This is a genomic window from Comamonas flocculans, assembly GCF_007954405.1.
Taxonomy (GTDB): Bacteria; Pseudomonadota; Gammaproteobacteria; order Burkholderiales; family Burkholderiaceae_C; genus Comamonas_C; species Comamonas_C flocculans.
Genome location: NZ_CP042344.1, coordinates 937202 through 961483, shown reverse-complemented (window position 1 = coordinate 961483; position 24282 = coordinate 937202). Strand labels below are relative to the sequence as shown.

The following is a 24282-nucleotide window of genomic DNA, read 5'->3' as shown; positions in this document are numbered from 1 at the left end:
CTGGACAAGCGTTTGATCCGTATTTCATTGAAAATCCATGCCCCTGTCCTGGAACGAAATCAAATCCCGCGCGCTGGCCTTCAGCCGCACCTGGCAGGACGCGGCCAATGAGGACTCCGAGGCCAAGCCCTTCTGGATCGCCTTCTTCGAGATCTTCGGCATCACCGACAAGCGCGTCGCCACCTTCGAACTGAACGTCAAGAAGCACGGTGGTGGCCAGGGATTTGTCGATTTGTTCTGGCCCGGCATGCTGCTGGTGGAGCAGAAGTCGCGCGGGCGCAGTCTGGATGCCGCCTTCGACCAGGCGCTGGGCTACTTCCCCGGCATTCTTGAACGCGACCTGCCGCAGATCATCATCGTCTGCGACTTCGCGCGCTTTCGCGTGCACCAGCTGGCCAGCGGCAAGACCACCGAATTTGCCCTGGCCGACCTGCACAAGCACGTGCGCCTGTTCGGCTTCATCGCCGGCTACCGGGTGCAGGAGATCACCGCGCAGAACCCGGTCAACATCCACGCCGCAGAGCGCATGGGGCGGCTGCACGACGCGCTCAAGGCCAGCGGCTACGGCGGCCATGCGCTGGAGGTGCTGCTGGTGCGCCTGCTGTTTTGCCTGTTCGCCGACGACACCGGCATCTTCCAGCCCGCGCAGGCGCTGCGCCTGTGGGTGGAAGAACGCACCGCGCCCGACGGCAGCGACCTGGGCCCGCGCCTGGCCCAGCTCTTTCAGGTGCTCAACACGCCCGAACACCTGCGCAGCAAGCACCTGGACGAGCAGCTTGCCGCCTTCCCCTACGTCAACGGCCGCTTGTTCGAGGAACCCCTGCCGCTGGCCGACTTCGACGCCGACATGCGCACCGCGCTGCTCGACGCCTGCGCGCTGGACTGGTCGGCCATCAGCCCCGCCATCTTCGGCAGCCTGTTCCAGAGCATCATGGACGCCAGGGCGCGGCGCAACCTGGGCGCGCACTACACCAGCGAAGAGAACATCCTCAAGCTCATCAAGCCGTTGTTTCTCGATGCGCTGTGGGCCGAGTTCCACAAGGTCAGGAACAACCGCAACCGCCTGTTTGAATTCCACAAGAAGCTGCGCCAGCTGACCTTCTTCGACCCGGCTTGCGGCTGCGGCAACTTCCTCGTCATCAGCTACCGCGAACTGCGCCTGCTGGAGCTGGAAGTGCTGCGCGCCAGCTACCAGAGCGGCCAGCAGACGCTGGACGTGCACCAGCTCATCAGCCTGGACGTGGACCAGTTCTTCGGCATCGAGATCGAGGAATTCCCCGCGCAGATCGCACAGGTGGCGCTGTGGCTGGTGGACCACCAGATGAATTTGCGCGTGAGCGAGGAATTCGGCCTGTACTTCGCACGCATCCCGCTCAGAAGCAGCGCGCGCGTGGTGCATGGCAATGCGCTGACGCTCGATTGGAACGAGGTGCTGCCCATGGAGCAGTGCAGCTACGTGCTGGGCAACCCACCCTTCGTCGGGGCCAAGTTCATGGACGTGGCGCAGCGTGAAGACACCCGCGCGGTGTTCGAAGGCATCCCCAACGCCGGCCTGCTCGACTTTGTCGCCGCCTGGTACGTCAAGGCCGCGCGCTACCTGCAGGGCGTTTCAACTCCCTCCCCCTCTGGGGGAGGGCAGGGGTGGGGGCCGACGGCGCCCGCACAACACCCCCCCTTCGCCAGTGCCGCCAGCCCCCATCCCAACCTCGGTGCTGGCGGCGAGACGCCGCCGCTCTTCAGGCCGTCCCGTTCCGCGCAGGCGGAACGGGAGCCGCGGCCTTCAGCCCCAAAGGGGGAGGGGGCAAAACCCCGCGCCGCCTTCGTCTCCACCAACAGCATCACCCAGGGCGAGCAGGTCGGCGTGCTCTGGGGCTGGCTGCTGGCGCAGGGGGTGCGCATCCACTTTGCCCACCGCACCTTCTCCTGGAGCAACGAGGCCAGCGGCAAGGCCGCGGTGCACTGCGTCATCGTCGGCTTTGGTCTGCAAGACGTGGCCGACAAGGTGATCTACGAATACGAGGACATCAAGGGCGAGCCGCTGGCGGTGCCGGCCGCCAACATCAATCCCTATCTGGTGGATGCGCCCGATGTGGTGCTGCCCCGGCGCAGTCGGCCGATTTGTGCCGTGCCCGAGATTGGCATAGGCAACAAACCCATCGACGACGGCAACTACCTGTTCACCACCGAAGAGCGCGATGCCTTCATCGCCAGGGAACCGACCAGCGCGCTCTGGTTCCGGCGCTGGCTGGGCGCGATCGAGTTTCTGAACGGCTACGAACGCTGGTGCCTGTGGCTGGGCGACTGCCCACCCGCCGCGCTGCGCGCCATGCCCGAGGCCTTGAAGCGCGTGCAGGCAGTGAAGAACTTTCGCCTTGCCAGCAAGAGCGCACCCACGCGCAAGCTGGCCGATACGCCGACGCGCTTTCATGTGGAGAACATGCCCGACGCGCCCTATCTGGTACTGCCTGAAGTGTCTTCCGAGCGTCGCGCCTTCATCCCGTTCGGTTTCGAGCAACCCGAAACCCTGTGCAGCAATCTGGTCAAGATGGCACCCGGCGCCACGCTGTTTCACTTCGGCGTGCTCTCCAGCACCATGCACAACGCTTGGGTACGAGCCGTCTGCGGGCGCCTTGAAAGCCGTTACCGCTACTCCGCCGCCATTGTCTACAACAATTTCCCCTGGCCCGATCTACCGCCAAAATCAGAGCCAAATCGGCCTCCAACGCCCGCCCATAAAGCGCAAACAGCTATCGAAACCGCTGCGCAAGCCGTGCTCGATGCCCGCGCCCAGTTCCCCGCCAGCAGCCTGGCCGACCTGTACGACCCGCTGACCATGCCGCCCGCCTTGCTCAAGGCGCACCAGAAGCTTGACGCTGCGGTGGATGCCGCCTACGCCCTGTGCGGCGGCAAGAAAACCTGGAAGAGCGACGCCGAGCGCGTGGCCTTTCTCTTTGAACGCTACCAGCAGCTCACCAGCCTGCTGCCGGTGGGCAAGGCCAGGGCCGGGCGCAAGCGGGCCTCAGCAAGCGGCAGAAGTCCCGAGGTGTGACGTGCCTGTCATCTTCCGCCACCAAGCGTTTCGCTTTTTCTTCTACTCCAACGAAGGCAATCCGCGTGAAGCCATGCATGTGCATGTACGCAGTGGCGAGGGCGAAGCAAAATTCTGGCTGGCGCCGGAGGTCTATCTGGCCGACAGCGATGGCTTTGATGCCAGCACCTTGCGTAAACTGCGCGAACTGGTGGTCGAGAACCAGACTTTGATTGAAAGGGCGTGGAATGACCATTTCGCCTAAAGCCGTGCGGTTTGATGCGGACATGCTGTGGGTCGATTTGTCCGATGGGCGCACCATCGCCGCACCGCTGGCCTGGTTTCCGCGTCTGCTGGGTGCCAATCCGCAGCAACGCGCTCAGGTCGAGCTGAGCCGCTACGGTCTGCATTGGGAGGCTCTGGATGAAGACATTTCGGTCGAGGGTCTGCTCGCAGGGCAAGCCGATCGGACGCGCAGGGTGCAGCACGCGCCGGTGTGAGTCATGCCCACCATCGCGATCTTCTTCGGCATCATCGTGCGCATGTGGCACGACGATCATCCGCCGCCACACATTCACGTTGAATCTGGACCGCATTCAAGGAGCAGATCGTGATCAAGTTGCTTGAGGTCACTTCATTTGGCAAACACCGGCTGGCGCTGGTGTTCAGCGATGGCGTGCATGGCGTTTTTGATGGCGGCGCCTACCTCGCCACCCGCCAGGGGCCGTTGCTTGAGCCTTTGCGCGACGCGGCTTGCTTTGCGCGCTGCTTTGTCGACGCGGGTGCGCTGTGCTGGCCCAACGGACTGGAATTGTCTGCCGCGCGTCTGCATGGCCTGGTGGAAAACGCGCAAACCGCGTGATCGGGCACGTCTGGGGGCGGCGCACCCCGTGAAGTCTTCAGCTTTGGACTTCGCGTGCTCAAAGCTACACTGAAACCGTGGGCCGACGTATCGGCATCCGATGGATCCACACCCGGAGTACGACATGACATCCGCCGTTCAAACCCTCAGTGCACAGGCCTTGAAGTTGCAGCCGAAGGAACGCCTGCAGGTAGTCGAGCAGATTCTGGACAGTCTCGACCAGGCTGATGCGTCCATCCGCGATCTGTGGGCGCAGGAAGCCCAGGCCCGCCTGGCTGCTTACCGGCGTGGAGAAATCGGCGCGGTGGCGTTGCCGGATGTGATTGCGAAGTACGCGATCAGCACCTCTGGCGCATGAGCCTTCGGCTGCTTGAGCCTGCGCAGGCGGAGCTGGATGAAGCCGTTGCGTGGTATGCCGATCAGGCACCGGGTTTGGGCGAGCGCTTTTTGCTTGAATTTTTGCAGGCGCTGCGGCTGACCGAGCAGTTTCCGCTGGCCTGGCATCCGTTGACGCCTGATCTGCGGCAGTGCCGTCTGCGGCGTTTTCCCTACAGCGTGATCTACGCCACAGACGATGCGGGGGTGTTGGTGCTTGCGGTTGCGCACCAGCATCGCAAGCCCGGCTATTGGCGTGATCGGCAGCGCACGCCGTAGCGCATGGGCTTTTCCGTGCGATGGCGTTTGTCTGCTGGCTTGCCACAGCATCGAGTAACCCCAGTTCCAACCCTTCCTGCGTCTACGGCCTAGAATTTTTGCCCCACCCACCCACAGGCCAGCCGCATGTCCCAGGGACGCATCCGCATACGCGGAGCCCGCCAGCACAACCTCAAGAACCTCGACCTCGATATCGCCACCGGCACGCTGACGGTGGTCACCGGCCCGAGCGGCAGTGGCAAATCCAGCCTGGTGTTCGATACGCTGTACGCCGAGGGGCAGCGGCGCTATGTCGAGACCTTCAGCCCCTACGCGCGCCAGTTTCTGGATCGCATGGACAAGCCGGCGGTGGACAAGGTGGAGGGTGTGCCGCCCGCGATCGCCATCGACCAGACCAACCCGGTGCGCTCCAGCCGCTCCACCGTGGGCACGATGACGGAGCTCAACGACCACCTCAAGCTGCTGTTCGCACGCGCCGGCCAGCTTTTTGACCGGCAGACCGCGCTGCCGGTGCGCCACGACAACGTGCAGAGCATCCATGACGAACTGCAGCGGCGCTGCGGATTCACCGCCGGGCCGCCCCAAGGCGAATCAGCCCCCTTGGGGGGCGGCGAACCACGCGCAGCGGGGAGCGTGGGGGCGCATGGCCTCGCGGGCGACCCGCGCATCGTTCTGACCTTTGCCACCGAGCTGCCGGGCGGCACCACGGCCGAGCAGATGCAGCAGTGGCTGTCCGCCAGCGGCTTCACGCGCGTGCAGGCCGAGCGCGAGGTGGAGGGCAAGAAGCTGCTGGACGTGGTGGCCGACCGCTTTCGTTTTTCCAGGGTCGAGCGCGCGCGCGTGATGGAGGCGCTGGAAACCGCGCTGCTGCGCGGCGGCGGGCGCATGGCGGTGTATGTGCTGGGTGAGGAGGGAGAGACGCAGGATATCTGGCGTTTTTCCACCGGCCTGCACTGCCCGGAGAGCGACATCCGCTACGCCGAGCCCATCGCCTCGATGTTCTCTTTCAACTCGCCCGTGGGCGCGTGCGAGACCTGCCGTGGGTTTGGCCGCGTGATCGGCGTGGATTGGGGGCTGGTCATCCCCGACGAAAAACTCACGCTGCGCGCCGGGGCCATCAAGGCCATCCAGACGCCCGCGTGGAAGGAAATCCAGGACGACCTGATGCGCTGGGGTGAGGCCGCCGGCATCCCGCGCGACACGCCGTGGAACAAGCTCACCGAGGCGCAGCGGCGCTGGGTCATCGAGGGCACGCCGGACTACCGCGAGGGCAACTGGAACCGCCAGTGGTATGGCATCCGGCGCTTCTTCGCGTATCTGGAGACCAAGGCCTACAAGATGCACATCCGCGTGCTGCTGTCCAAGTACCGCAGTTACACCCCCTGCCCGGTGTGCAGCGGTGCGCGGCTCAAGACCGAGAGCCTGCTGTGGCGCGTGGGCAGCAAGGAGGATGCGGACGCGGTGCTGGCACCCGCCGCGCGCTTCATGCCGCAGGGGGTGCAGTGGAGCCGGGCGCAGCTGGAGGCGCTGCCGGGGCTGTGCTTGCATGACCTGGTGATGCTGCCGCTGGTGAAGTTGCGGCAGTTCGTGCAGCGGCTGCTTCTTTCTCCCTCCCCCTTTGGGGGAGGGCAGGGGTGGGGGCTGACGGTGCCAAGTTCAGGCGATCTTGTGGATGTGGACGCCGCTGGCCCCCACCCCCACCCTCCCCCAGCGGGGGAGGGAGTCAATGCGCAGGCGCAGGCGCGCGCGCAAATCCTCGAAGAAATCGCTACCCGCCTCAAATACCTCTGCGACGTCGGCATCGGCTACCTCACGCTCGACCGCCAGAGCCGCACGCTCAGCGGCGGCGAGGTGCAGCGCATCAACCTGACCACGGCGCTGGGCACCTCGCTGGTGAATACGCTGTTCGTGCTCGATGAGCCCAGCATCGGCCTGCACCCGCGCGACATGGACCGCATCAACGTGGCGATGCGTCGCCTCGTCGATGCGGGCAACACCCTCGTCGTCGTCGAGCACGACCCGGCCGTGATGCTTTGTGCCGACCGCATCATCGACATGGGCCCGGGGCCCGGCGAACGCGGCGGGCAGATCGTCTTCGATGGCGCCGTGGCTGCGCTGCGCCAGGCCGACACGCTGACCGGTGCCTACCTTGGTGCGCGCAAGTCCGTCGGCATGGGCTTCAAGCGGCTGGTGGCGGAGTCCACGCCGCGCCTGATTCTGGAAGGCGCGCGCGAGCACAACCTCAAGGGCATCACGGTGCAGTTCCCGCTGCAGCGGCTGGTGACGGTGACCGGCGTGTCCGGCTCGGGCAAGTCCACGCTGATTCAGGACGTGCTCGCGCCCGCGCTGATGCGCCACTTCGGCAAGGCTACCGAGGCGCCGGGCCGTCACGACAGGCTGCTGGGCGCGGACTTTCTGAGCGATGCGGTCTTCGTGGACCAGTCGCCCATAGGCAAGACGGCGCGCTCCAACCCCGCGAGCTACGTCGGCGCGTGGGACGGCATCCGCGAGATTTTTGCCGCCGCGCCACTGTCCAGAGAGCGCGGCTACACCGCCGCCAAGTTCAGCTTCAACAGCGGCGACGGGCGCTGCCCGACTTGCGGCGGCTCGGGCTTCGAGCATGTGGAGATGCAGTTTCTGTCGGATGTGTATCTGCGCTGCCCCGACTGCAATGGCCAGCGCTACCGCCCCGAGGTGCTGGAGGTGCGCGTGGAGCGCGGCGGGCGGCTGCTCAACGTGGCCGACGTGCTCGACCTCACGGTGAGCGAGGCGGCGCAGCTTTTTGCCGCCGACGCGGAGGTCAGGCGCGCGCTGGCGCCCATCATGGACGTGGGCCTGGAATACGTGCGCCTGGGCCAGCCCGTGCCCACGCTCTCGGGCGGCGAGGCGCAGCGCCTGAAGCTTGCCGGTTTTCTTGCCGAAGCCGCGCGCGTGCGCAGCAAATCGCGCCAGCCAGTGGCGCGCAAGGGCCAGCTTTTCCTGTTCGACGAGCCGACCACGGGGCTGCACTTCGACGACATCGCCAAGCTGATGCGGGCGCTGAGAAAGCTGCTGGATGCCGGGCATTCGCTGATCGTGATCGAGCACAACCTCGACGTGATCCGCGCGAGCGATTGGGTGATCGACCTCGGCCCCGATGGCGGCGATGCGGGTGGCGAGCTGGTGGCCGAAGGGCCGCCCGAGGAGCTGCGCCAGCACCCGGGCTCATACACCGCGCAGGCGCTGCGCGAGTATGAGGCGGCGCTGGGGGTGGGACTGCAGACGGCGCGTGAGTTTTCACCCCTTCCCCCTTTGGGGAAAGGCAGGGATGGGGGCCGGGGCGTATCAAGGGCGGCGGTTTCTTCTGCAAGCGCCGCTGGCCCCCACCCCCACCCTCCCCCAAAGGGGGAGGGAGACATACAGATCGTCAACGCCCGCGAGCACAACCTGCGGCACCTCTCGGTCAACATCCCGCGCGGCAAGTTCAACGTCATCACCGGCGTCTCCGGCTCGGGCAAATCCACGCTCGCCTTCGACATCCTGTTCAACGAAGGCCAGCGGCGCTACCTCGAATCGCTCAACGCCTACGCGCGCTCCATCGTGCAGCCGGCCGGCCGGCCCGAGGTGGATGCGGTCTATGGCATTCCGCCGACGGTGGCGATCGAGCAGCGCCTCTCGCGCGGCGGGCGCAAGAGCACCGTGGGCACGACCACCGAGATCTGGCACTTCCTGCGCCTGCTCTACGTCAAGCTCGGTGTGCAGCATTGCATCCACGACGGCGCGAAGGTAGCGCCGCAGAGCGTGGAAAGCATCGTCGCGCAGGTGCTGCGCGACTACCGCGGCCAGCACGTCGGCCTGCTCGCGCCGCTGGTGGTGGGGCGCAAGGGTGTCTATACCGAACTGGCCGACTGGGCGCGCCCGCGCGGCTACACGCATCTGCGCGTCGATGGTGAATTCCTGCCGACCACGGGTTTTCCGCGCCTCGATCGCTTCAAGGAGCACAACATCGAACTGCCGGTGTTCAGCCTCGACGTGGTACCCAGGGATGAAGCCCTGCTGCGCGAGCAATTGGAAAAGGCGCTGGCGCTGGGCAAGGGCGTGGTGCAGGTGCTGAGCCAGATGCAGGGGCTGGAGGCCGCGCTGGCGCAGGGCCGGCCCACGGCGGGCATAGGCAGGGTGCAGGTCTTCTCCACCCAGCGCGCCTGCCCGGTCTGCGCCACCAGCTATGCCGAGGCCGATCCGCGACTGTTCAGCTACAACAGCAAACACGGCTGGTGCCCGGACTGCATGGGCACCGGCGTGCAGCTCACGCGCGCGCAGCGCAAGGTGATCGACGAATCCCTGCACGCCGACCGTGAGCTCGGGCGCGAAAAGACCTTTGGCGAGCCTGAGCTGGAAGATCTGGAAGACGTGCCTTGCCCCACCTGCCACGGCACGCGGCTGAACCCGGTGGCGCGCGCCGTGCTGTTCGACGGCCGACCCATCACCGACGTGGCGCAGCTCTCGGTAGCCGACGTGCGCGCCTGGGTGCGGGGGCTCAAGCTCGATGGCCGCGACGCCGAGATCGCGCGCGACCTGCTGCCCGAGATCGAGAGCCGTCTGGCCTTTCTGGAGGAGGTGGGCCTGTCCTACCTCACGCTGGACCGCGGCGCGCCCAGCCTGAGTGGTGGCGAGGCGCAGCGCATTCGTCTGGCGGCGCAGCTGGGCAGCAACCTGCAGGGCGTGTGCTACGTGCTCGATGAGCCGACCATAGGCCTGCACGCGCGCGACAACCGCATCCTGCTGAACGCATTGCAGAGCCTGAGCGACAAGGGCAACACCCTGGTCGTCGTCGAGCACGACGAAGACACCATCCGCAGGGCCGAGCACCTGATCGACATCGGCCCCAGCGCCGGCAAGCGCGGCGGGCGGCTGATCGCCGAAGGCAGCGTGGCCGACATCGAGGCCGCGCCCGATTCGCAGACCGGGCGTTATCTGCTGCATGCGATGCGCCACCCGTTGCAAGCGCGCCGGACGGTATTACCCCCTCCCCCGTCGCAGGAGGGCGCTCTCTTGCTCCCTCCCCCTCTGGGGGAGGGCAGGGGTGGGGGCCAGCCCGGTGCCGCCTCTGGAAAATATCAGTCAAATCAGCCCCAAACGCTTGCCCAGCAAGCGCGATCAGCTATCAAAGCGGAAGCTTCCAGCCCCCACCCCAACCCTCCCCCAAAGGGGGAGGGAGTGGATGCCGCTGCGGTTTTCGCTCCCTCTTCCCCCGCCCTGCGCTGGCTCACCGTGCACGACGCCAGCCTGCACAACCTGCAGCACCTCACCGCCCGTGTGCCGCTCAACCGCCTCGTCGCCATCACCGGTGTTTCCGGCTCGGGCAAATCCACGCTGGCGCGCGACGTGCTGCTGACCAACGTGGCGGCCTGGGTGGCCCAGCGCCAGACCAGGGCCGGGCGCGAGGCCATGGACAGGGACGGCAAGGCACCGCCGCTGATCGGCTGCACCGGCCTCTCGGGCTTCGAGGCGATAGACCGCGTGCTGGAAGTGGACCAGACACCTATAGGCAAGACGCCGCGCTCCTGCCCCGCGACCTACATCGGTTTCTGGGACCTGATCCGCAAGCTCTTTGCCGAAACCCTGGAAGCCAAGGCGCGCGGCTACGCCGCCGGGCGCTTCAGTTTCAACACCGGCGCGGGCCGCTGCCCGTCCTGCGAGGGGCAGGGCATGCGCACCATAGAGATGAGCTTCCTGCCCGACGTGAAGCTGCCCTGCGAGGTCTGCCACGGCGCGCGCTTCAACCCCGAGACGCTGGCCGTCACCTGGCGCGGCAAGAGCATAGGCGAGGTGCTGCGCATGGAGGTGGACGAGGCGGTCGACTTTTTCGCCAGCATGCCCGCCATCGCGCACCCGTTGCAGCTCCTGAAGGACGTGGGCCTGGGCTACCTCACGCTGGGCCAGCCCTCGCCCACGCTCTCGGGCGGCGAGGCGCAGCGCATCAAGCTGGTGACCGAACTCACCAAGGTGCGCGATGACGTGACCCGCCGGGGGCAGAAGACGCCGCACACGCTCTACGTGCTCGATGAACCTACCGTCGGCCTGCACATGGCCGACGTGGACAAGCTCATCCGCGTGCTGCACCGCCTGGTCGATGGCGGCCACAGCGTGCTCGTCATCGAGCACGACCTGGACGTGATCGCCGAGGCCGACTGGGTGATCGACCTCGGCCCCGAAGGCGGCGCGGGCGGCGGGCGCATCGTGGCCAGCGGCACGCCGGAAGAACTGGTGCGCCTGGGCACACACACCGGGCAGGCGCTGGCGCCGGTGCTGGCGCGCGGCTGACTACGCCGTGCGGCCCCCTGCGGCTTCGGCGTGCGCCGCCATCTGGTCGATCGCCAGCGCCGAGTGCGCATAGGCGCCGCCCGCGCGCATTTCGGCCGCGACCCAGATCGCTTCCATGATCTGCCCCTCGGTGGCGCCGGCCTTGAGCGCGCCATCGGTGTGGCCGCGGATGCAGTACGGGCACTGCGTGACGTGCGCCACGGCGACGGCGATCAACTGCTTGGTCCTGGCGTCCAGCTCGCCTTCGGCAAAGGCCGCGGCGCTGAACGCGCGAAAGGCCTCGAGCTGCCGGGGTGCCAGTTCGCGGCGCTTGCGGGCGATCTGGACGTCGCCCAGGCCGGGGTACATCGGGTGCTGCATGTCGCTCTCCTTCATTTGACGTCCAGGCCGCCCGCGCCGAGCAGATAGCCGCGCAGGGCCACGGCGTTGTTCACTTCCTCGTCGTGCGCGCCATAGACCAGCGTGACGACGCCCTTGCGCGCGCGCTCGCGCAGCGCCTCGAAGGCCTCTGGGTGTTCGGCCAGTTCGGCGGCGTAGCGGCGGCGGAATTCCGGCCAGCGCTCAGGGTCGTGATCGAACCATTTGCGCAGTTCGGCGCTGGGTGCCAGATCCTTGTTCCATTCGGCCAGCTGCAGTGCCTCCTTCTTCACGCCGCGCGGCCACAGGCGGTCGATCAGGATGCGTTCGCCGTCGTCGGGCGCGGGGTCCTCGTAGGCGCGCCGGGTGCGCACGTGGCTGGCGGGAATTTTCTGGCTCATGGCGTGGTCTCCACGCCCTTCAGGATACGCCGGCGCGCCGGGCATGTCGCCCCCATGGGCATGGCGCGCGGCCGGGGCGCGCTCAGCTGCGCCAGCGCAGGCGCAGCCAGAAGGTGGGCGGCACGCGCCCGTCCAGCGGGCCCTGGATCGAGGTGACGAGCGACCAGCGCCGCTCGCGCAGGTCCATGGAATGCATCAGGCCCAGCGTCCAGCCCGCCCCTTCGACGGTCTGGTTGGACATCTGCGTGAAGCGGCCGCTGCGATAGACCAGCGACAGCAGCGTGTAGTCGCGCCCGCCATGCTTCCAGACGTTGACCAGCACCCCGGTGTGGCGCGGGAAGCCGGGCAGGGCGTTGCCGGGAAAGTATTCGCCGGTGTTGCGCGAATGGCTCCAGGTGTAGCCCGTCAGCACGCTCCAGCGCGGCGACAGGATGCGGTTGTAGGCGACAGCCACCTGGCTGAGCCTGCCCCGGTCGAACTGCGGATCGCCGTTGTAGGCGTCGATGACGGTCTGCGCGGTCTGGATCAGCGGACCGAGCGAGCCGACCTTGTCGCTGTAGAGCACTTCCAGCGGGTAGAGCATGCTGCCGTTGTCGTACTGTGCATTGGTGATTTTCTGGTGCGACAGGCTCAGCCAGGCAAAGCTGCGCCGGTCGATTTCCCAATCGAGCTGCATGGCCAGCTTGCGCGCCAGGCTGCCGGGGATCTGGTACTGGTAGTCGATCGGGATGGCGCCCACGGACACGGGGGCGAGCGTGTGCGAGGTCGGCGAGTACATGCTTTCGACGTAGGCGAAATGCAGCGCGCGCCCCGGCGCGAAGCGGTAGGACAGGCCCAGGCGGGGGCGCAGCCGGCGCCGCTGGCGGCCCGCGTCGTCGTAGGGTTCGGACAGGTCTTCACCGGTCTGGCCCAGGTATTGGCGATGGCGGTAGCGCATGTTCAGGCGCGGCCAGCTGGCCATGGCCGAGCCGCTCCATGGCCCCTGGCCGTATTCCCAGGCCAGCCAGGGCATGTCGTAGCGCAGCCGCGAGTGCTCGGCACCCGTCACCAGGCTGTAGCTGAGCGCGCTGTCCAGGTCCACGCTGGCCCATTCCCAGCCTGCCGACCAGCGCATCGGGCCCTGCTGCACGGTGTGGCGCAGCATCCATGCGCTGTGCGCGTCCGCGCCGCGGTAGCTGTAGGGCCCGGCCGCCTCGTCGTTCGCGAGGTAGCGGGTGCCAAAGCGCGCGCGGCTCCACTGCAGCCAGGTTTGGCTGTCCGCCGACCAGCGCCAGGAGCCGCCCACGTCGGTGCGACTGAACGGCTGGCGTATGGCGCCGTCGAGCGTGCCGTCGGAGAAGCTTGCGCTGCCGGGGATCCAGGTGCGCGCGCGGTCTTCGTCGTGCAGCAGCAGCAGGCTGAGCCGGTCGCTGGGCTTGATGCCCAGGCCCAGACGCGCCGCGCCCGAATTCATGCGCGGGCTGAAAGGGCCGCCGCGAGGGTGGAAGTCCATCGCGTCCAGGCCCACGCGCCAGGCCATGGGCACGGGCTGGGTGGTCAGACCCCGGTGGCCCAGCTCCACGGCGCCCGTGTGGCGGTCGGGATTGCGCTCGGCGCTCATGCCCGCGATCCATTCGCTGCCTTCCACCGGGAGCACGGGGGCGGTCCTTTCACTGGCGCCAAAGGCAAGCGGGTCGGCCAGGTAGCCCTGGTGCATTTCCGAATCGCGGGCAAAGCTGCTTTCGTAGCGGTCGGCCATGAAGAAGTGGCTGCCGGCCCACAGCGGGTAGTAGGACTGCTGGGCATAGGCGCGCGCCCAGTGTTCCAGGCCGAAGTCGGCCAGTGCCTTGCCCAGGTTGGCCGAGCCCTGGCTGTCGCTCTTGAGCGGCTCCAGCGACTTGAGGTAGGGCAGGCGCACCAGGGCCTGGCGGGCAGCGGCGATCGCCTCTTCGGCCTGGCCGTCGTCGTTGCGCAGGATGGATTCGATCTGCCAGGGCAGCGGGTCGTTCGGGTCGGCCAGGCGCGCCCGCGCCAGCGCGTCCAGCGCCGCCGGCAGGTTGCCCAGCTGGTATTCCGCCACCGCCAGCCAGACCTGCGCCTGGGCGTAGCGCGGCTCGATCACCAGCGCCTTGAGCAGCTGGGTGCGGGCCAGCTCGGCTTCGCCGCGCTGCAGCGCCAGCAGGCCGTCACCGGCCAGCGCCACGTAGTCGTCGCCCGATTGCGCCAGGGCCGCGGCGAAGCCCTCGGCGGCCTCGGCGTGGTGCAGCGCCTGGGTGTCCGCGGTCGCGGCGCGCGCGCGGATTTCGGCGTTGTCGCCCTGGCGCTGCACCGCCCGCGCCAGGGTCTCGCGTGCCGCGGCCAGGTCGCCGCGCTCCAGCAGGGCACGCCCCAGACCGGCTTCGGCCTCGGCCTGCTCGGCTTCACCCCGTGCCTGGGCCACGGCCTGGCGGTACAGTGCCAGCGCGGCCTCGCCCTGGCCCTGCAGGCGCCGGGCATCGGCGTCGGCCAGCAGCAGGGCGAAGGCCTGCGGGGCCTGCCGGCGCGCATCGGCGATGAACTCGCGCGCCTCATCGCCCCGGTCCAGCGCCTGCAGCAGCTGCGCGCGCCGCGCCGCCGCGCGGCTGTCGCGCTGCGCCTGCCACAGCGCCAGCAGGCTCTGCTGCGCCGCCTCCAGCCGGCCGTCCTGCGCCTGCAGCTCGGCGCGCAGGCGCAGCGCCAGTGCGTCGTCGGGGGCCGTGGCCAGGCGCGCATCCACCTGTTGCTGCAGCGCCTGCAGCTGGCCGGCGCGCAGCGCCTCGCCGGCCCGCGCCCGCCAGGGCGGTGCGGCGGCGTCCAGTTCGGGCCACAGCGCCGGCACCAGCGCCGGGGCCATGACCCACTGCACGCGCTCGCGCGGGTTCACCAGCCGGTGCTTGACGGGCGCCTGTCCCGGCGCGACGCTGGCCTGCTCGGACGGGCCGACCTCCACGCTGCCCTGCGCGTTGGAGACCGCTATCAGGCCCGAGAGCACGGTCAGCGTGGTGTGCCCCTGCGCATCCACCTCCACGTCCCAGTCGGTGCCGCGCACCGCCGCCACGGCCGCGGGGGTCTGCAGCTGCAGGCCGGCGGCCTGGCCCTTGGTGCGCGTCCAGATCCGCCCCAGCCCCAGTTCCAGCCGCGTCTGGCCGGGTCGGGCGTCGCAAAGGCGGATGCGGGCCTGCGCGGCCATGCGGATCTGCGTGCGGTCGGCCAGCAGCAGCGCGGCCGAGGACAGCGCCAGCGTGCGCATGTCCGCGCCCGGGTACAGGCGCTGGGAAAGGGTGGCGGCGGTCCAGGGCGCATCGGCCTGTGCCCGGGCCTGCCCCTGACCGCTCAGCGCGACGATCTGCGCCGCCGCGCCGTCGGCATCGGCCACGGCCGTGCAGGGCGGGGTTTGCGCCCAGGCGACGCCCAGACACCCGAACATGGCGGCCCACACGATTGCCAGGCGCTTGCGCATGCGCTTTCCTCGTCGAATTGGAGCGCGTCCACCTTAGGGGCGCGCGGCATCGGCGTCAATAGGACACATCCCTTGCAAAGGGTCACAGTTTGTCGAGCGCCACCGCGGCCGACCAGGGGGCGTCCGCCGGCAGTTGCGCCAGCGCGCGGGCGCGCTCGGCCAGGCGCTGTGCGGCGCGGTCGCTGGGCAGCCGAGCCAGCAGCGCGGCCAGATGCGCCTGGGCCGAGGGAGCGTCGCGCGCATGCAGCGCATCCAGCGCCGCCCGCGACAGGCGGCAGACCTCGGCGTCCGCGCAGGGCGTGAACACCCGCACGGGCGTGCTGCGCCCTTGCACGATGACGTCGTCCAGCGGCCGCAGGGCGATGTCCGGCGGCAGCCGCGCCGCGGTTTGCGCCGAAACCAGGATCCCGGTGCCGAAGGCCTTGTTCGCGCCTTCCAGGCGCGCCGCCAGGTTCACCGCGTCGCCGATGGCGGTGTAGGCAAAACGCTGGCGCGAACCGACGTTGCCCACGACCACACGCCCGGTGTGCACGCCGATGCGCATGCGCAGCGCCGGCAAGCCGCGCGCGCGCAGGTGCTCCGCCAGCGGCTGCATGGCCTGCTGCATCGCGACCGCGGCGTGCACCGCGTGCGCCGCGTGCGCCGCGTCGGCCAGGGGTGCGCCCCAGAACGCCATGATGGCGTCGCCGATGTACTTGTCCACCGTGCCGCCGCTGGCGTGGATCAGCGGCGTCATGGCGTCGAAGTAGGCGGTGAGCACCTCCACCGTCTGTTCGGCGCTCAGGCGCTCGGCCATGGCGGTGAAGCCGGCAAGGTCGGTGAACAGCAGCGTCACCTCGCGCACCTCGCCGCCCAGGTGCAGCAGCCCGGGCTGCTCGACCAGGCGCGCTACCACTTCGGGCGGCACGTAGTGCGCGAACATCTCCCGCGTCTGGCGCGCGCGCCGGCGTGCCGCGGCCCAGGCCGTCAGCGCGGTGGCCGCATAGAGCGCCAGCATGGACGCGGCCGGCCACAGCGGGGCCAGCCACCAGCGCTGGCGGCTGAACAGCCACCAGGACAGCGCCAGCGTGCCCAGCACCAGCGCCGCGGTCAGCGCCGCCGTCGCCCCCGGATGCCAGCGCGCGCCCGCGCCGAGCAGCAGGGCCGCGGCCAGCAGCACCAGTACCATGCCGGCGGCCGCCGGCGCAATGCGCAGCCCGTCGCCCTGCAGGCGGTTGTCCAGCAGCGTGGCCTGCAGCTCGACGCCGGGCATCAGGCGCTCGCCCCCCAGCAGGCCGAAGGGTGAGTTGAAGGTGTCGGCCTGCAGGCCCTGGGACCCGCCGCCCGCAACCAGCGCCTGGCCCACCAGCACCACCTTGCCCTGGAAGAAACCTGCGGGCAGCAGGCCGGGTTCCACGGCCTGGTAGTAGGAGCGGGTGTCGAAACTGCCGCGCGGGCCGCGGTAGGCGATCAGCTCGGCGTTCGCGCCGCCGTCCCGGCCCAGGGCCCGCGCCAGGCTGGCGGAAAAGCTGTCTTCGCCAGCCGGCGGCCGGCGCACGACGAAGTCCTCGTCCGGCTGCACGCCCGCATCGCCCGTGCGGGCGCCCGCAGCCAGCAGCTGCGGCAGCGGCGCCACCTCGGTCCAGAGCAGGGCGTTGGCATTGCGCGCCTGCTCGCGCGCCGAAGCCAGCACCAGTGGCACGCCGGCGCGGGTGGCGCGCGCGATGGCCGCCGCCAGCGCGGCGTCCTGCGCCGGGTCGCCCGAGGGCTCGGCAAACACCACGTCGAAGGCGATGGCGGCGGCGCCGTCCTGCACCAGCCGGTCGATGAGGCGGGCGTGCAGGCTGCGCGGAAACGGCCAGGGCAGGCCGACCTGCTGCAGGCTGGGCTCGTCGATCGCCAAGATCACCAGCGCCGGCGCGCCCCGGCCGGGGGCGGCCAGCGTGCTCCAGAGGTCGAAGGTCTTGAATTCCAGCGCATGCCAGGGGCGCGTGAGCGAGGCGGCCCAGATCAGCGCCAGGGCCAGCAGGGCGACGCCCCAGCGCATCAGGGGCGCGCGCGGCATGCTCGCGTGTGCGGCGCGCGGCCGCTGCCCGGGAGGTGAAGGCCGGTGCGCCGGCACGCCCCGGAGCGCTGGTGCTGGGCCCTGGCGGCGCGGCGGACCATGGCCCGGCGCTACAGCCGAAACAGGTTGGTCGCGGCCAGCGTCAATACCTCGCGGCCGTCCTGCTTGCTCAGCGCCCAGTCCCAGCGCAGCACGCCCAGGCCGGACTTGGAGATGCGCTTGTCCACGACGGTGATGGCCAGGCGCAGCGTATCGCCGGGGCGCACCGGCTGCAGCCAGCGGATGTTCTCCAGCCCCGGGGAGACGTAGGACTCGGAGCCCGCGAGAAAGGCGTCGACCGCCAGGCGCATGGCGATGCAGCAGGTGTGCCAGCCGCTGGCGATCAGGCCCTCGAAGGGGCCGCTGGCGGCCGCCTCGGGCTGGGTGTGAAACCACTGCGGGTCCCATGCTCTGGCGAAGGCGAGGATTTCCTCCTCGCTCACGGTGGCCGGGCCCGCATGCAGCACCTGGCCGACTTCATATTCCGCGAATTTCATCGTGCGCTCCTTGGTTCCTGCGCGATGCTGCCACACTTGCGCGCATGCGATGCGCCCGTGCGGACCTGTCTTGACCACGACGCCCGACTTCTTTGCCGACGAGCTCCCGCTGGCCGGCAGCTGCGCGCCGCTGGGCGTGGCGGCCGTGGTCTTGCGCGGCTTTGCGCTGGCGCGCGTGGACGTGCTCTGGCCGCTGCTGCAGGCGGTCGTCGCCCAGGCGCCGTTTCGGCACATGGTGACCCCGGGCGGTCTGAAGATGTCGGTGCCGCTGACCAGCTGCGGTCCGCTGGGCTGGACCAGCAGCCGCGCAGGCTACCGCTACCAGGGCGCGGACCCGGCCAGCGGCCGTCCCTGGCCGGCCATGCCCGCAGCCTTTGCGGCCCTGGCCCGGGACGCTGCCGCCGAAGCCGGCTTCACCGGCTTCGCGCCCGACGCCTGCCTGATCAACCGCTACCTGCCGGGCAGCCGCCTGGCGCTGCACCAGGACAGGAACGAGCGCGATTTTTCCCAGCCCATCGTCTCGGTGTCGCTGGGCGTGCCGGCGGTCTTCCTCTGGGGCGGCCTGCAGCGCGGCGCACGGGCACGGCGCGTGCCGCTGTTTCATGGCGACGTGGCGGTCTGGGGCGGCGCCGACAGGCTGCGCTACCACGGCATTGCGCCGCTGCGCGAAAGCGTCCATCCCCTGACGGGCAGCGAGCGCATCAACCTCACCTTTCGCAAGGCGGGGCCGGCCTGAGGGCCGGGCGCTCAGACGTTGAACAGGAAATTCATCACGTCCCCATCCTTGACGACGTAATCCTTGCCTTCGGCGCGCATCTTGCCGGCTTCCTTCGCGCCCTGTTCGCCCTGGTACTGGACGAAGTCGTCGAAGGCGATGGTCTGGGCGCGGATGAAGCCGCGCTCGAAGTCGCCGTGGATCACGCCGGCCGCCTGCGGCGCGGTGTCGCCCTGGTGGATGGTCCAGGCGCGCACTTCCTTGACGCCGGCGGTGAAGTAGGTCTGCAGCCCCAGCAGGCCGTAGCCGGCGCGGATCAGGCGGTTCAGGCCGGGTTCCTCCAGGCCCATTTCCTGCAGGAACATCGTGCGGTCTTCGTCGTCCATTTCGGCCATTTCAGCTTCGATCTTGGCGCAAATGGCGACAACAGGCGCATTTTGCTCGGCAGCATAGGCCTGCAGGCGCTGCAGCAGCGGGTTGTTCTCGAAGCCGTCCTCGGCCACGTTGCCCACGTACATCGCGGGCTTGGCGGTGATCAGGCACAGCGGCTTGAGCAGGGGGGCGTCTTCCTTGCTCACGGGCACGCTGCGCGCGGGCTTGCCTTCGTTGAGCGCGGCCTGCAGCGGGGTGAGCAGGGCGACGAGCTTGGTGGCTTCCTTGTCGTTGCCGCTCCTGGCCGCCTTGGTGTGGCGCTGCAGCGCCTTTTCCACGGTGGCCAGGTCTGCCAGGCAGAGCTCGGTCTGGATAACCTCGATGTCGGCGATCGGGTCCACGCGGCCGGCGACGTGCACCACGTTCTCGTCTTCGAAGCAGCGCACCACGTTCACGATGGCGTCGGTTTCGCGGATGTGCGCGAGGAACTGGTTGCCCAGGCCTTCGCCCTTGCTCGCTCCGGCCACCAAACCGGCGATATCGACGAATTCGACGATGGCCGGCACGACGCGCTCGGGCTGCACGATCTGCGCCAGTTGCGCGAGGCGCGGGTCGGGAACTTCCACCACGCCGGTGTTGGGTTCGATGGTGCAGAAGGGGTAGTTCTCGGCGGCAATGCCGGCGCGGGTTAAGGCGTTGAACAGCGTGGACTTGCCGACGTTGGGCAGCCCCACGATGCCGCATTTGAGGCTCATGGCAAGGAACTCCGGGAATCTGGGAAAACCCTCGATTCTATGGACCGGCGCCCGGCCCGCGCCGGCCTGCGCCTGGGCGCCCGCGCGGCCAGGGCCGGGCGGGGGTGGCTCCTACAATCGCCGCCATGGCGCAAAGCTTTGATATCTGCATCCGCGGCGCGGGCATCGTCGGCCGCACGCTGGCCTTGCTGCTGGCCCAGAGCGGCCTGCGCGTGGCGCTGGTGGCGGCGCCGGCGCGCCAGGGCGCGGACGTGCGGGCGTATGCGCTCAATGCGGCATCGCGCGGCACGCTGCAGGCACTGCGCGCCTGGCCGCAACCAGAGCACGCGACGGCCGTCGCGCAGATGCAGGTCTGGGCCGATGGCGAGGGCAGCGTGGCCTTCGACGCCGCGCGCCAGGGCGTGGAGGCGCTGGCCTGGATCGTGGACGTGCCGGCGCTGGAGCAGCGCCTGCAGGACGCCATCGGCTTCCAGTCCCAGGTGCAGATGCTGGACGCGCCGGTGGCCGCGCCGCTGACCGTCGTCTGCGAAGGGCGCGCCAGCGCCGCGCGCGCGCAGTTGGGCGTGGAGTTTGCCGCCACGCCCTATGGGCAGGATGCGATCGCCACGCGCCTGCGCTGCGAATTGCCGCATGCGGCGGTGGCGCGCCAGTGGTTTGGCGCGGACGGCAGCATCCTGGCCTTCCTGCCGCTTGCCGGGAGCCAGGGGAACTCCGTGGCGGTGGTGTGGTCAGTTGCCCATGCCTCATCCTCCCACTGGCTCGCCTGCGACGAGGCGCAATTCCTCGCGGCGCTGCAGGCAGCCAGCCGGCAGGCGCTGGGCCGCCTGGAACTGGCCGCGCCGCGCGCGTGCTGGCCGCTGGTGCAGGCGCGCGCGCTGCGCTGGAGCGGCACCGTGAGCGGCACGCGCGAGCAGGCCTGGGTGCTGGCCGGCGACGCGGCGCACGCGGTGCATCCGCTGGCCGGGCAGGGCCTGAACCTGGGCCTGGCCGACGCCGTGGCGCTGGCGCACACCCTGCGCACGCGCGAAACCTGGCGCGGCCTGGCCGACCTGCGGCCGCTGCGCGCCTACGAGCGTGAACGCAAGGCGCAGGTGCAGCTGGCCATGCTGGCCATGGACGGCCTGCAGCAGCTGTTTGCCCGCGACGGCGCGCTGCCGGGGCGGCTGCGCAACCACGGCATGACGGCGTTCGACCATTGCGCCCCGCTCAAGCGCTGGGCCAGCCGCCACGCCATGGGCGTGGCCTGAATTCATCCACTCGGGCGCGCTGCCCTGCTCAGGAACCCATGAAGACTCTTGCACGCACCATTCCCTTTCTGCTGGCCGCCTTGCTGCTGGGTGCGCAGGCCGCGCATGCGCAGGAGGCGCAGATCCGCAAGACCCTGGGCGAGCGCATCCCGCAGTTGGCGCAGATCGACGAGGTCAGCACCACGCCGATGAAGGGGCTGTACGAAATCCGCCTGGGCACCGACGTCTACTACACCGACGCCAGCGGCAACTTCCTGATCCAGGGCGAGCTGATCGACACCGGCGCGCGGCGCAACCTGACCGAAGACCGCGTGAACAAGCTCACCGCCATCGACTTCAAGTCGCTGCCGCTGCAGGACGCCTTCAAGGTGGTGCACGGCAAGGGCGAGCGCCAGCTGGTGGTGTTCGAAGACCCCAATTGCGGCTATTGCAAGCGCTTCGAGAAGGACATGCAGAAGGTGGACAACGTCACCCTGCACGTCTTCCTGTACCCCATCCTGAGCGCCGATTCGGCCGAAAAGTCGCGCAACATCTGGTGCGCCAAGGACCCCGCCGCCGTCTGGCAGGACCACATGCTGCGCGACGTGGCCCCGCCCGCCGCCAGTTGCGACGTGGGCGCGCTGCAGCGCAACCTGGCGCTGGGGCGCAAGCACAAGATCACCGGCACGCCCACGCTGATCTTCCCGGATGGCTCGCGCGTGCCCGGCGCCATCGCCGGCGCCGAAGTGGATCAGCGCCTGAATGCGCTGGCCAGCACCAAGTAGGGCTTGCCGATTTCGATAGCTGTTTGCGCAGGCCAGACAAGGGTTTGAGAATGAAAAATATCCGAAATCGTTTGTATACAAGCGCTGGCAGCTACGGTTTTTGAAATGGCCACATCTGCCCTGCCGCCCGTGCACTACCGCGTCGACCTGCCCGACCCGCGCACCCACCGCTACCACCTCACGCTCACCATCGCGCGGCCGGCGGCGCGCCAGAACGTCTCGCTGCCGGTGTGGATCCCGGGCAGCTACCTGGTGCGCGAATTTTCACGCCACCTGGTGAAGCTGCGCGCGCGCCAGGGCGGGCGCGCGGTAGTGCTCACGCAGCTGAGCAAGTGCCAGTGGCAGGCGCTGTGCCGCCGCGGCGAGCCGCTGGTGCTGCACTACGAGGTGCTGGCCAGCGACCGCTCGGTGCGCGCCGCCTGGCTGGATGCGACGCGCGGCTTCTTCAACGCCACCAGCGTGTGCCTGCGCGTGCACGGCCAGGAAGAGCAGCCGCACGGCCTGCAGGTGCTGCGCCCGGCCGCCTGCGGCAACTGGCAGCTGGCCACCGCGCTCAGCCCCGTCAAGGCCGCGCGCCACGGCTTTGGCAGCTACCAGGCGGCGGACTACGATGAATTGGCCGACTGCCCGGTGGAGATGGGCGTGTTTCAGAGCCTGCGCTTCGTCGCCTGCGGCACGCCGCACCGCCTGGTGGTGAGCGGCGCGCCGGCGTCGTTTGACAGCGCCCGCCTGCTGCGCGACGTGCGGCGCATCTGCGAAGAGCAGATCCGCTTCTGGGACGAAGACGCCCGGGCGCCGTTCGCGCACTACACCTTCTTGCTCAACGCGGTGGACGAGGGCTACGGCGGGCTGGAGCACAAGAGCAGCACCGCCCTGATCTGCAACCGCCGCGACCTGCCGCGCCTGGGCGAGGCCAAGGCCTCCGAGGGCTACACCACGCTGCTGGGCCTGTTCAGCCATGAGTACTTTCACGCCTGGAACGTCAAGCGCATGCGCCCGAGCGAATTCACGCGCTACGACTACACGCAGGAGAACTACACCGAGCTGCTCTGGTTCTTCGAAGGTTTCACCAGCTACTACGACGACCTGCTGCTGCGCCGTGCCGGCCTGATCGACCAGGCCGGCTACCTCAAGCTGCTCGCCAAGACCATCAACCAGGTGCTGCAGACCCCCGGGCGCCAGGTGCAAAGCGTGGCCCAGGCCAGCTTCGACGCCTGGGTGCGCTACTACCGCCCGGACGAAAACACCCCTGGCACCACGGTCAGCTACTACACCAAGGGCGCGCTCGTTGCGCTCTGCCTCGATCTGTCGCTGCGGCGCAGCGGCCGCTGCACGCTCGACGACGTCCTGCGCGCGCTGTGGCGCACGAGCAAGGGCGGCCCCATCACCGAAGCCGCCGTGCGCCAGCAGCTGCGCCGCTGCTCCGGCCGGCACTGGGGCGACGAACTGCACGCCTGGGTGCACGGTACGGGCGAGCTGCCGCTGGCCGAACTGCTGGCCGCGCACGGTGTGCAGATGCAGGGCGACACCGACCAGCCGGCCCAGCGCCTGGGCCTGCGCGTGCAGGAGTCGGGCGGCGTGCGGGTCAAGCTGGTGCTTGCCGGCAGCGCCGCCGAGCGCGCCGGCTTCATGGCCGGCGACGAATGGCTGGGCGTGGAGGTGGCCGGCCAGGGCTGGCGGCTGAACAAGCTCGACGACCTGGCGCTGTACGCCGGCGCGCAGCCCGAGCTCACCGCGCTGGTGGCGCGCGACGCCCGCCTGCTGCGCCTGGCGCTGAGCTTGCCCGCGCCGCAGGCCCCCGCCAGCAGCGTGCGGCTGGCCGTTGCCGAGCCTGCGCTGGCCGACCAGTGGCTGGGCCTGCCCTGAAGAGCGGCCGCCGCCCGCCATGCGCCGGCCGGGCGCGGCCCGCCGCTCCCGCGGGCCCCGGGCCACTCGCTATATTCAGGCGTTCGAATCGAAAAACACCGGAGTAAACCATGGCCTACGAATGCATCCTCACCCGTGTCGAAGCCGAAAGAGTCGGCGTCATCCAGCTCAACCGCCCCAAGGCGCTCAACGCCCTGAACGACCAGCTCATGGACGAGCTGGGCGCGGCGCTCAAGGCCTTTGACGCCGACGAGGCCATAGGCTGCATCGTGCTCACCGGCAGCGAAAAAGCCTTTGCCGCCGGCGCCGACATCACCATGATGGCCAAGTACAGCTTCGCCGACGCCTACAAGGGCGACTACATCACGCGCAACTGGGAAACCATCCGCTCCATCCGCAAGCCCGTCATCGCCGCGGTCAGCGGCTATGCCCTGGGCGGCGGCTGCGAGCTGGCGATGATGTGCGACTTCATCATCGCTGCCGACAACGCCAGGTTCGGCCAGCCCGAGATCAAGCTCGGCGTCATCCCCGGTGCCGGCGGCACCCAGCGCCTTCCGCGCGCCGTCGGCAAGTCCAAGGCCATGGACATGGCGCTCACCGCCCGCATGATGGATGCGCAGGAAGCCGAGCGCGCCGGGCTGGTCAGCCGCATCGTCGCGCTGGACAAGCTGATGGAAGAGACGCTTGCCGCCGCCATCACCATCAGCGGCTTCTCGCAGATCGCCGTCATGGCCGCCAAGGAATCGGTCAACCGCGCCTTTGAAGGCACCCTGAGCGACGGCGTGATGTTCGAGCGCCGCCTGTTCCATTCCCTCTTCGCCACGCAGGACCAGAAGGAAGGCATGGACGCCTTCGTGAACAAGCGCCAGGCCAAGTTCACCCACCAATAAAATATCGGTCAAATACGGCTCTGGCGCTTGC

The 24282-nt window shown here is 69.2% G+C and carries 19 protein-coding genes; 13 read left to right on the top strand and 6 right to left on the bottom strand.

What is annotated here, in order from left to right:
* Window positions 1-37 precede the first annotated feature (37 nt).
* The 8 genes from FOZ74_RS16265 (at window position 38) to FOZ74_RS04705 (ending at window position 10847) form a co-directional block, all read left to right on the top strand.
* Window positions 38-3049, top strand: a complete 3012-nt coding sequence (locus tag FOZ74_RS16265; RefSeq protein ID WP_255437793.1) for a class I SAM-dependent DNA methyltransferase — start codon at window positions 38-40, stop codon at window positions 3047-3049.
* Window position 3050: 1 nt separating this feature from the next.
* Window positions 3051-3293, top strand: a complete 243-nt coding sequence (locus FOZ74_RS04735; protein WP_146911992.1) for a DUF4160 domain-containing protein — start codon at window positions 3051-3053, stop codon at window positions 3291-3293.
* Window positions 3277-3528, top strand: coding sequence for a DUF2442 domain-containing protein (locus FOZ74_RS04730; protein ID WP_146911991.1), 252 nt, complete (start codon window positions 3277-3279; stop codon window positions 3526-3528). The genes FOZ74_RS04735 and FOZ74_RS04730 overlap by 17 nt, the downstream gene beginning before the upstream one ends.
* A 3-nt stretch (window positions 3529-3531) precedes the next feature.
* Window positions 3532-3642 (top strand): DUF4160 domain-containing protein, encoded by a 111-nt coding sequence (locus FOZ74_RS16545; protein WP_146911990.1) that lies wholly within the window; start codon window positions 3532-3534, stop codon window positions 3640-3642.
* On the top strand, window positions 3639-3890 hold the full coding sequence (locus tag FOZ74_RS04720; RefSeq protein ID WP_146911989.1) for a DUF2442 domain-containing protein: 252 nt from the start codon (window positions 3639-3641) through the stop codon (window positions 3888-3890). Before FOZ74_RS16545 ends, FOZ74_RS04720 begins: the two co-directional genes overlap by 4 nt.
* Window positions 3891-4014: 124 nt before the next feature.
* Window positions 4015-4248, top strand: a complete 234-nt coding sequence (locus FOZ74_RS04715) for an addiction module protein (protein ID WP_146911988.1) — start codon at window positions 4015-4017, stop codon at window positions 4246-4248.
* A complete protein-coding gene (locus FOZ74_RS04710; RefSeq protein ID WP_146911987.1) occupies window positions 4245-4544 on the top strand; it encodes a type II toxin-antitoxin system RelE/ParE family toxin in 300 nt (99 codons plus the stop codon). Before FOZ74_RS04715 ends, FOZ74_RS04710 begins: the two co-directional genes overlap by 4 nt.
* Window positions 4545-4670: 126 nt before the next feature.
* Window positions 4671-10847 carry an excinuclease ABC subunit UvrA gene (locus FOZ74_RS04705; protein ID WP_146911986.1) on the top strand — a complete coding sequence of 2059 codons (6177 nt, stop codon included), beginning with the start codon at window positions 4671-4673 and terminating at the stop codon, window positions 10845-10847.
* Here FOZ74_RS04705 and FOZ74_RS04700 read toward each other — a convergent pair whose 3' ends face one another.
* From FOZ74_RS04700 to FOZ74_RS04680, 5 genes are all read right to left on the bottom strand, one after another.
* A complete protein-coding gene (locus FOZ74_RS04700; protein WP_255437792.1) occupies window positions 10848-11207 on the bottom strand; it encodes a carboxymuconolactone decarboxylase family protein in 360 nt (119 codons plus the stop codon).
* 11 nt (window positions 11208-11218) lie between these two features.
* On the bottom strand, window positions 11219-11605 hold the full coding sequence (locus FOZ74_RS04695; protein ID WP_146911985.1) for a DUF488 domain-containing protein: 387 nt from the start codon (window positions 11603-11605) through the stop codon (window positions 11219-11221).
* An 82-nt stretch (window positions 11606-11687) separates the two neighbouring features.
* On the bottom strand, window positions 11688-15062 hold the full coding sequence (locus FOZ74_RS04690; RefSeq protein ID WP_146911984.1) for a FecR domain-containing protein: 3375 nt from the start codon (window positions 15060-15062) through the stop codon (window positions 11688-11690).
* A gap of 82 nt (window positions 15063-15144) precedes the next feature.
* Window positions 15145-17106: an adenylate/guanylate cyclase domain-containing protein gene (locus FOZ74_RS04685; RefSeq protein WP_146911983.1), complete on the bottom strand. Its 1962-nt coding sequence runs from the start codon at window positions 17104-17106 to the stop codon at window positions 15145-15147.
* A 110-nt stretch (window positions 17107-17216) separates the two neighbouring features.
* Complete coding sequence (locus FOZ74_RS04680; RefSeq protein ID WP_146911982.1) at window positions 17217-17642, bottom strand: MaoC family dehydratase; 426 nt, start codon at window positions 17640-17642, stop codon at window positions 17217-17219.
* 70 nt (window positions 17643-17712) lie between these two features.
* Here FOZ74_RS04680 and alkB point away from each other — a divergent pair, with 70 nt between their 5' ends.
* Entirely contained in the window at window positions 17713-18378 is a 666-nt protein-coding gene (gene alkB / locus FOZ74_RS04675; protein ID WP_255437791.1) for a DNA oxidative demethylase AlkB, read from the top strand.
* 11 nt (window positions 18379-18389) lie between these two features.
* Here alkB and ychF read toward each other — a convergent pair whose 3' ends face one another.
* Window positions 18390-19484, bottom strand: coding sequence for a redox-regulated ATPase YchF (ychF, locus tag FOZ74_RS04670; protein ID WP_146911980.1), 1095 nt, complete (start codon window positions 19482-19484; stop codon window positions 18390-18392).
* 125 nt (window positions 19485-19609) lie between these two features.
* On the opposite strand from ychF, the gene FOZ74_RS04665 reads away from it, so the two are divergent.
* The 4 genes from FOZ74_RS04665 (at window position 19610) to FOZ74_RS04650 (ending at window position 24251) form a co-directional block, all read left to right on the top strand.
* Window positions 19610-20731: an FAD-dependent monooxygenase gene (locus FOZ74_RS04665; RefSeq protein WP_146911979.1), complete on the top strand. Its 1122-nt coding sequence runs from the start codon at window positions 19610-19612 to the stop codon at window positions 20729-20731.
* A 38-nt stretch (window positions 20732-20769) separates the two neighbouring features.
* Complete coding sequence (locus FOZ74_RS04660) at window positions 20770-21495, top strand: DsbC family protein (protein ID WP_146911978.1); 726 nt, start codon at window positions 20770-20772, stop codon at window positions 21493-21495.
* Between the two features lie 105 nt (window positions 21496-21600).
* Window positions 21601-23361, top strand: coding sequence for a M61 family metallopeptidase (locus FOZ74_RS04655; RefSeq protein WP_146911977.1), 1761 nt, complete (start codon window positions 21601-21603; stop codon window positions 23359-23361).
* 110 nt (window positions 23362-23471) lie between these two features.
* Window positions 23472-24251: an enoyl-CoA hydratase gene (locus FOZ74_RS04650; protein WP_146911976.1), complete on the top strand. Its 780-nt coding sequence runs from the start codon at window positions 23472-23474 to the stop codon at window positions 24249-24251.
* Window positions 24252-24282: the final 31 nt, after the last annotated feature.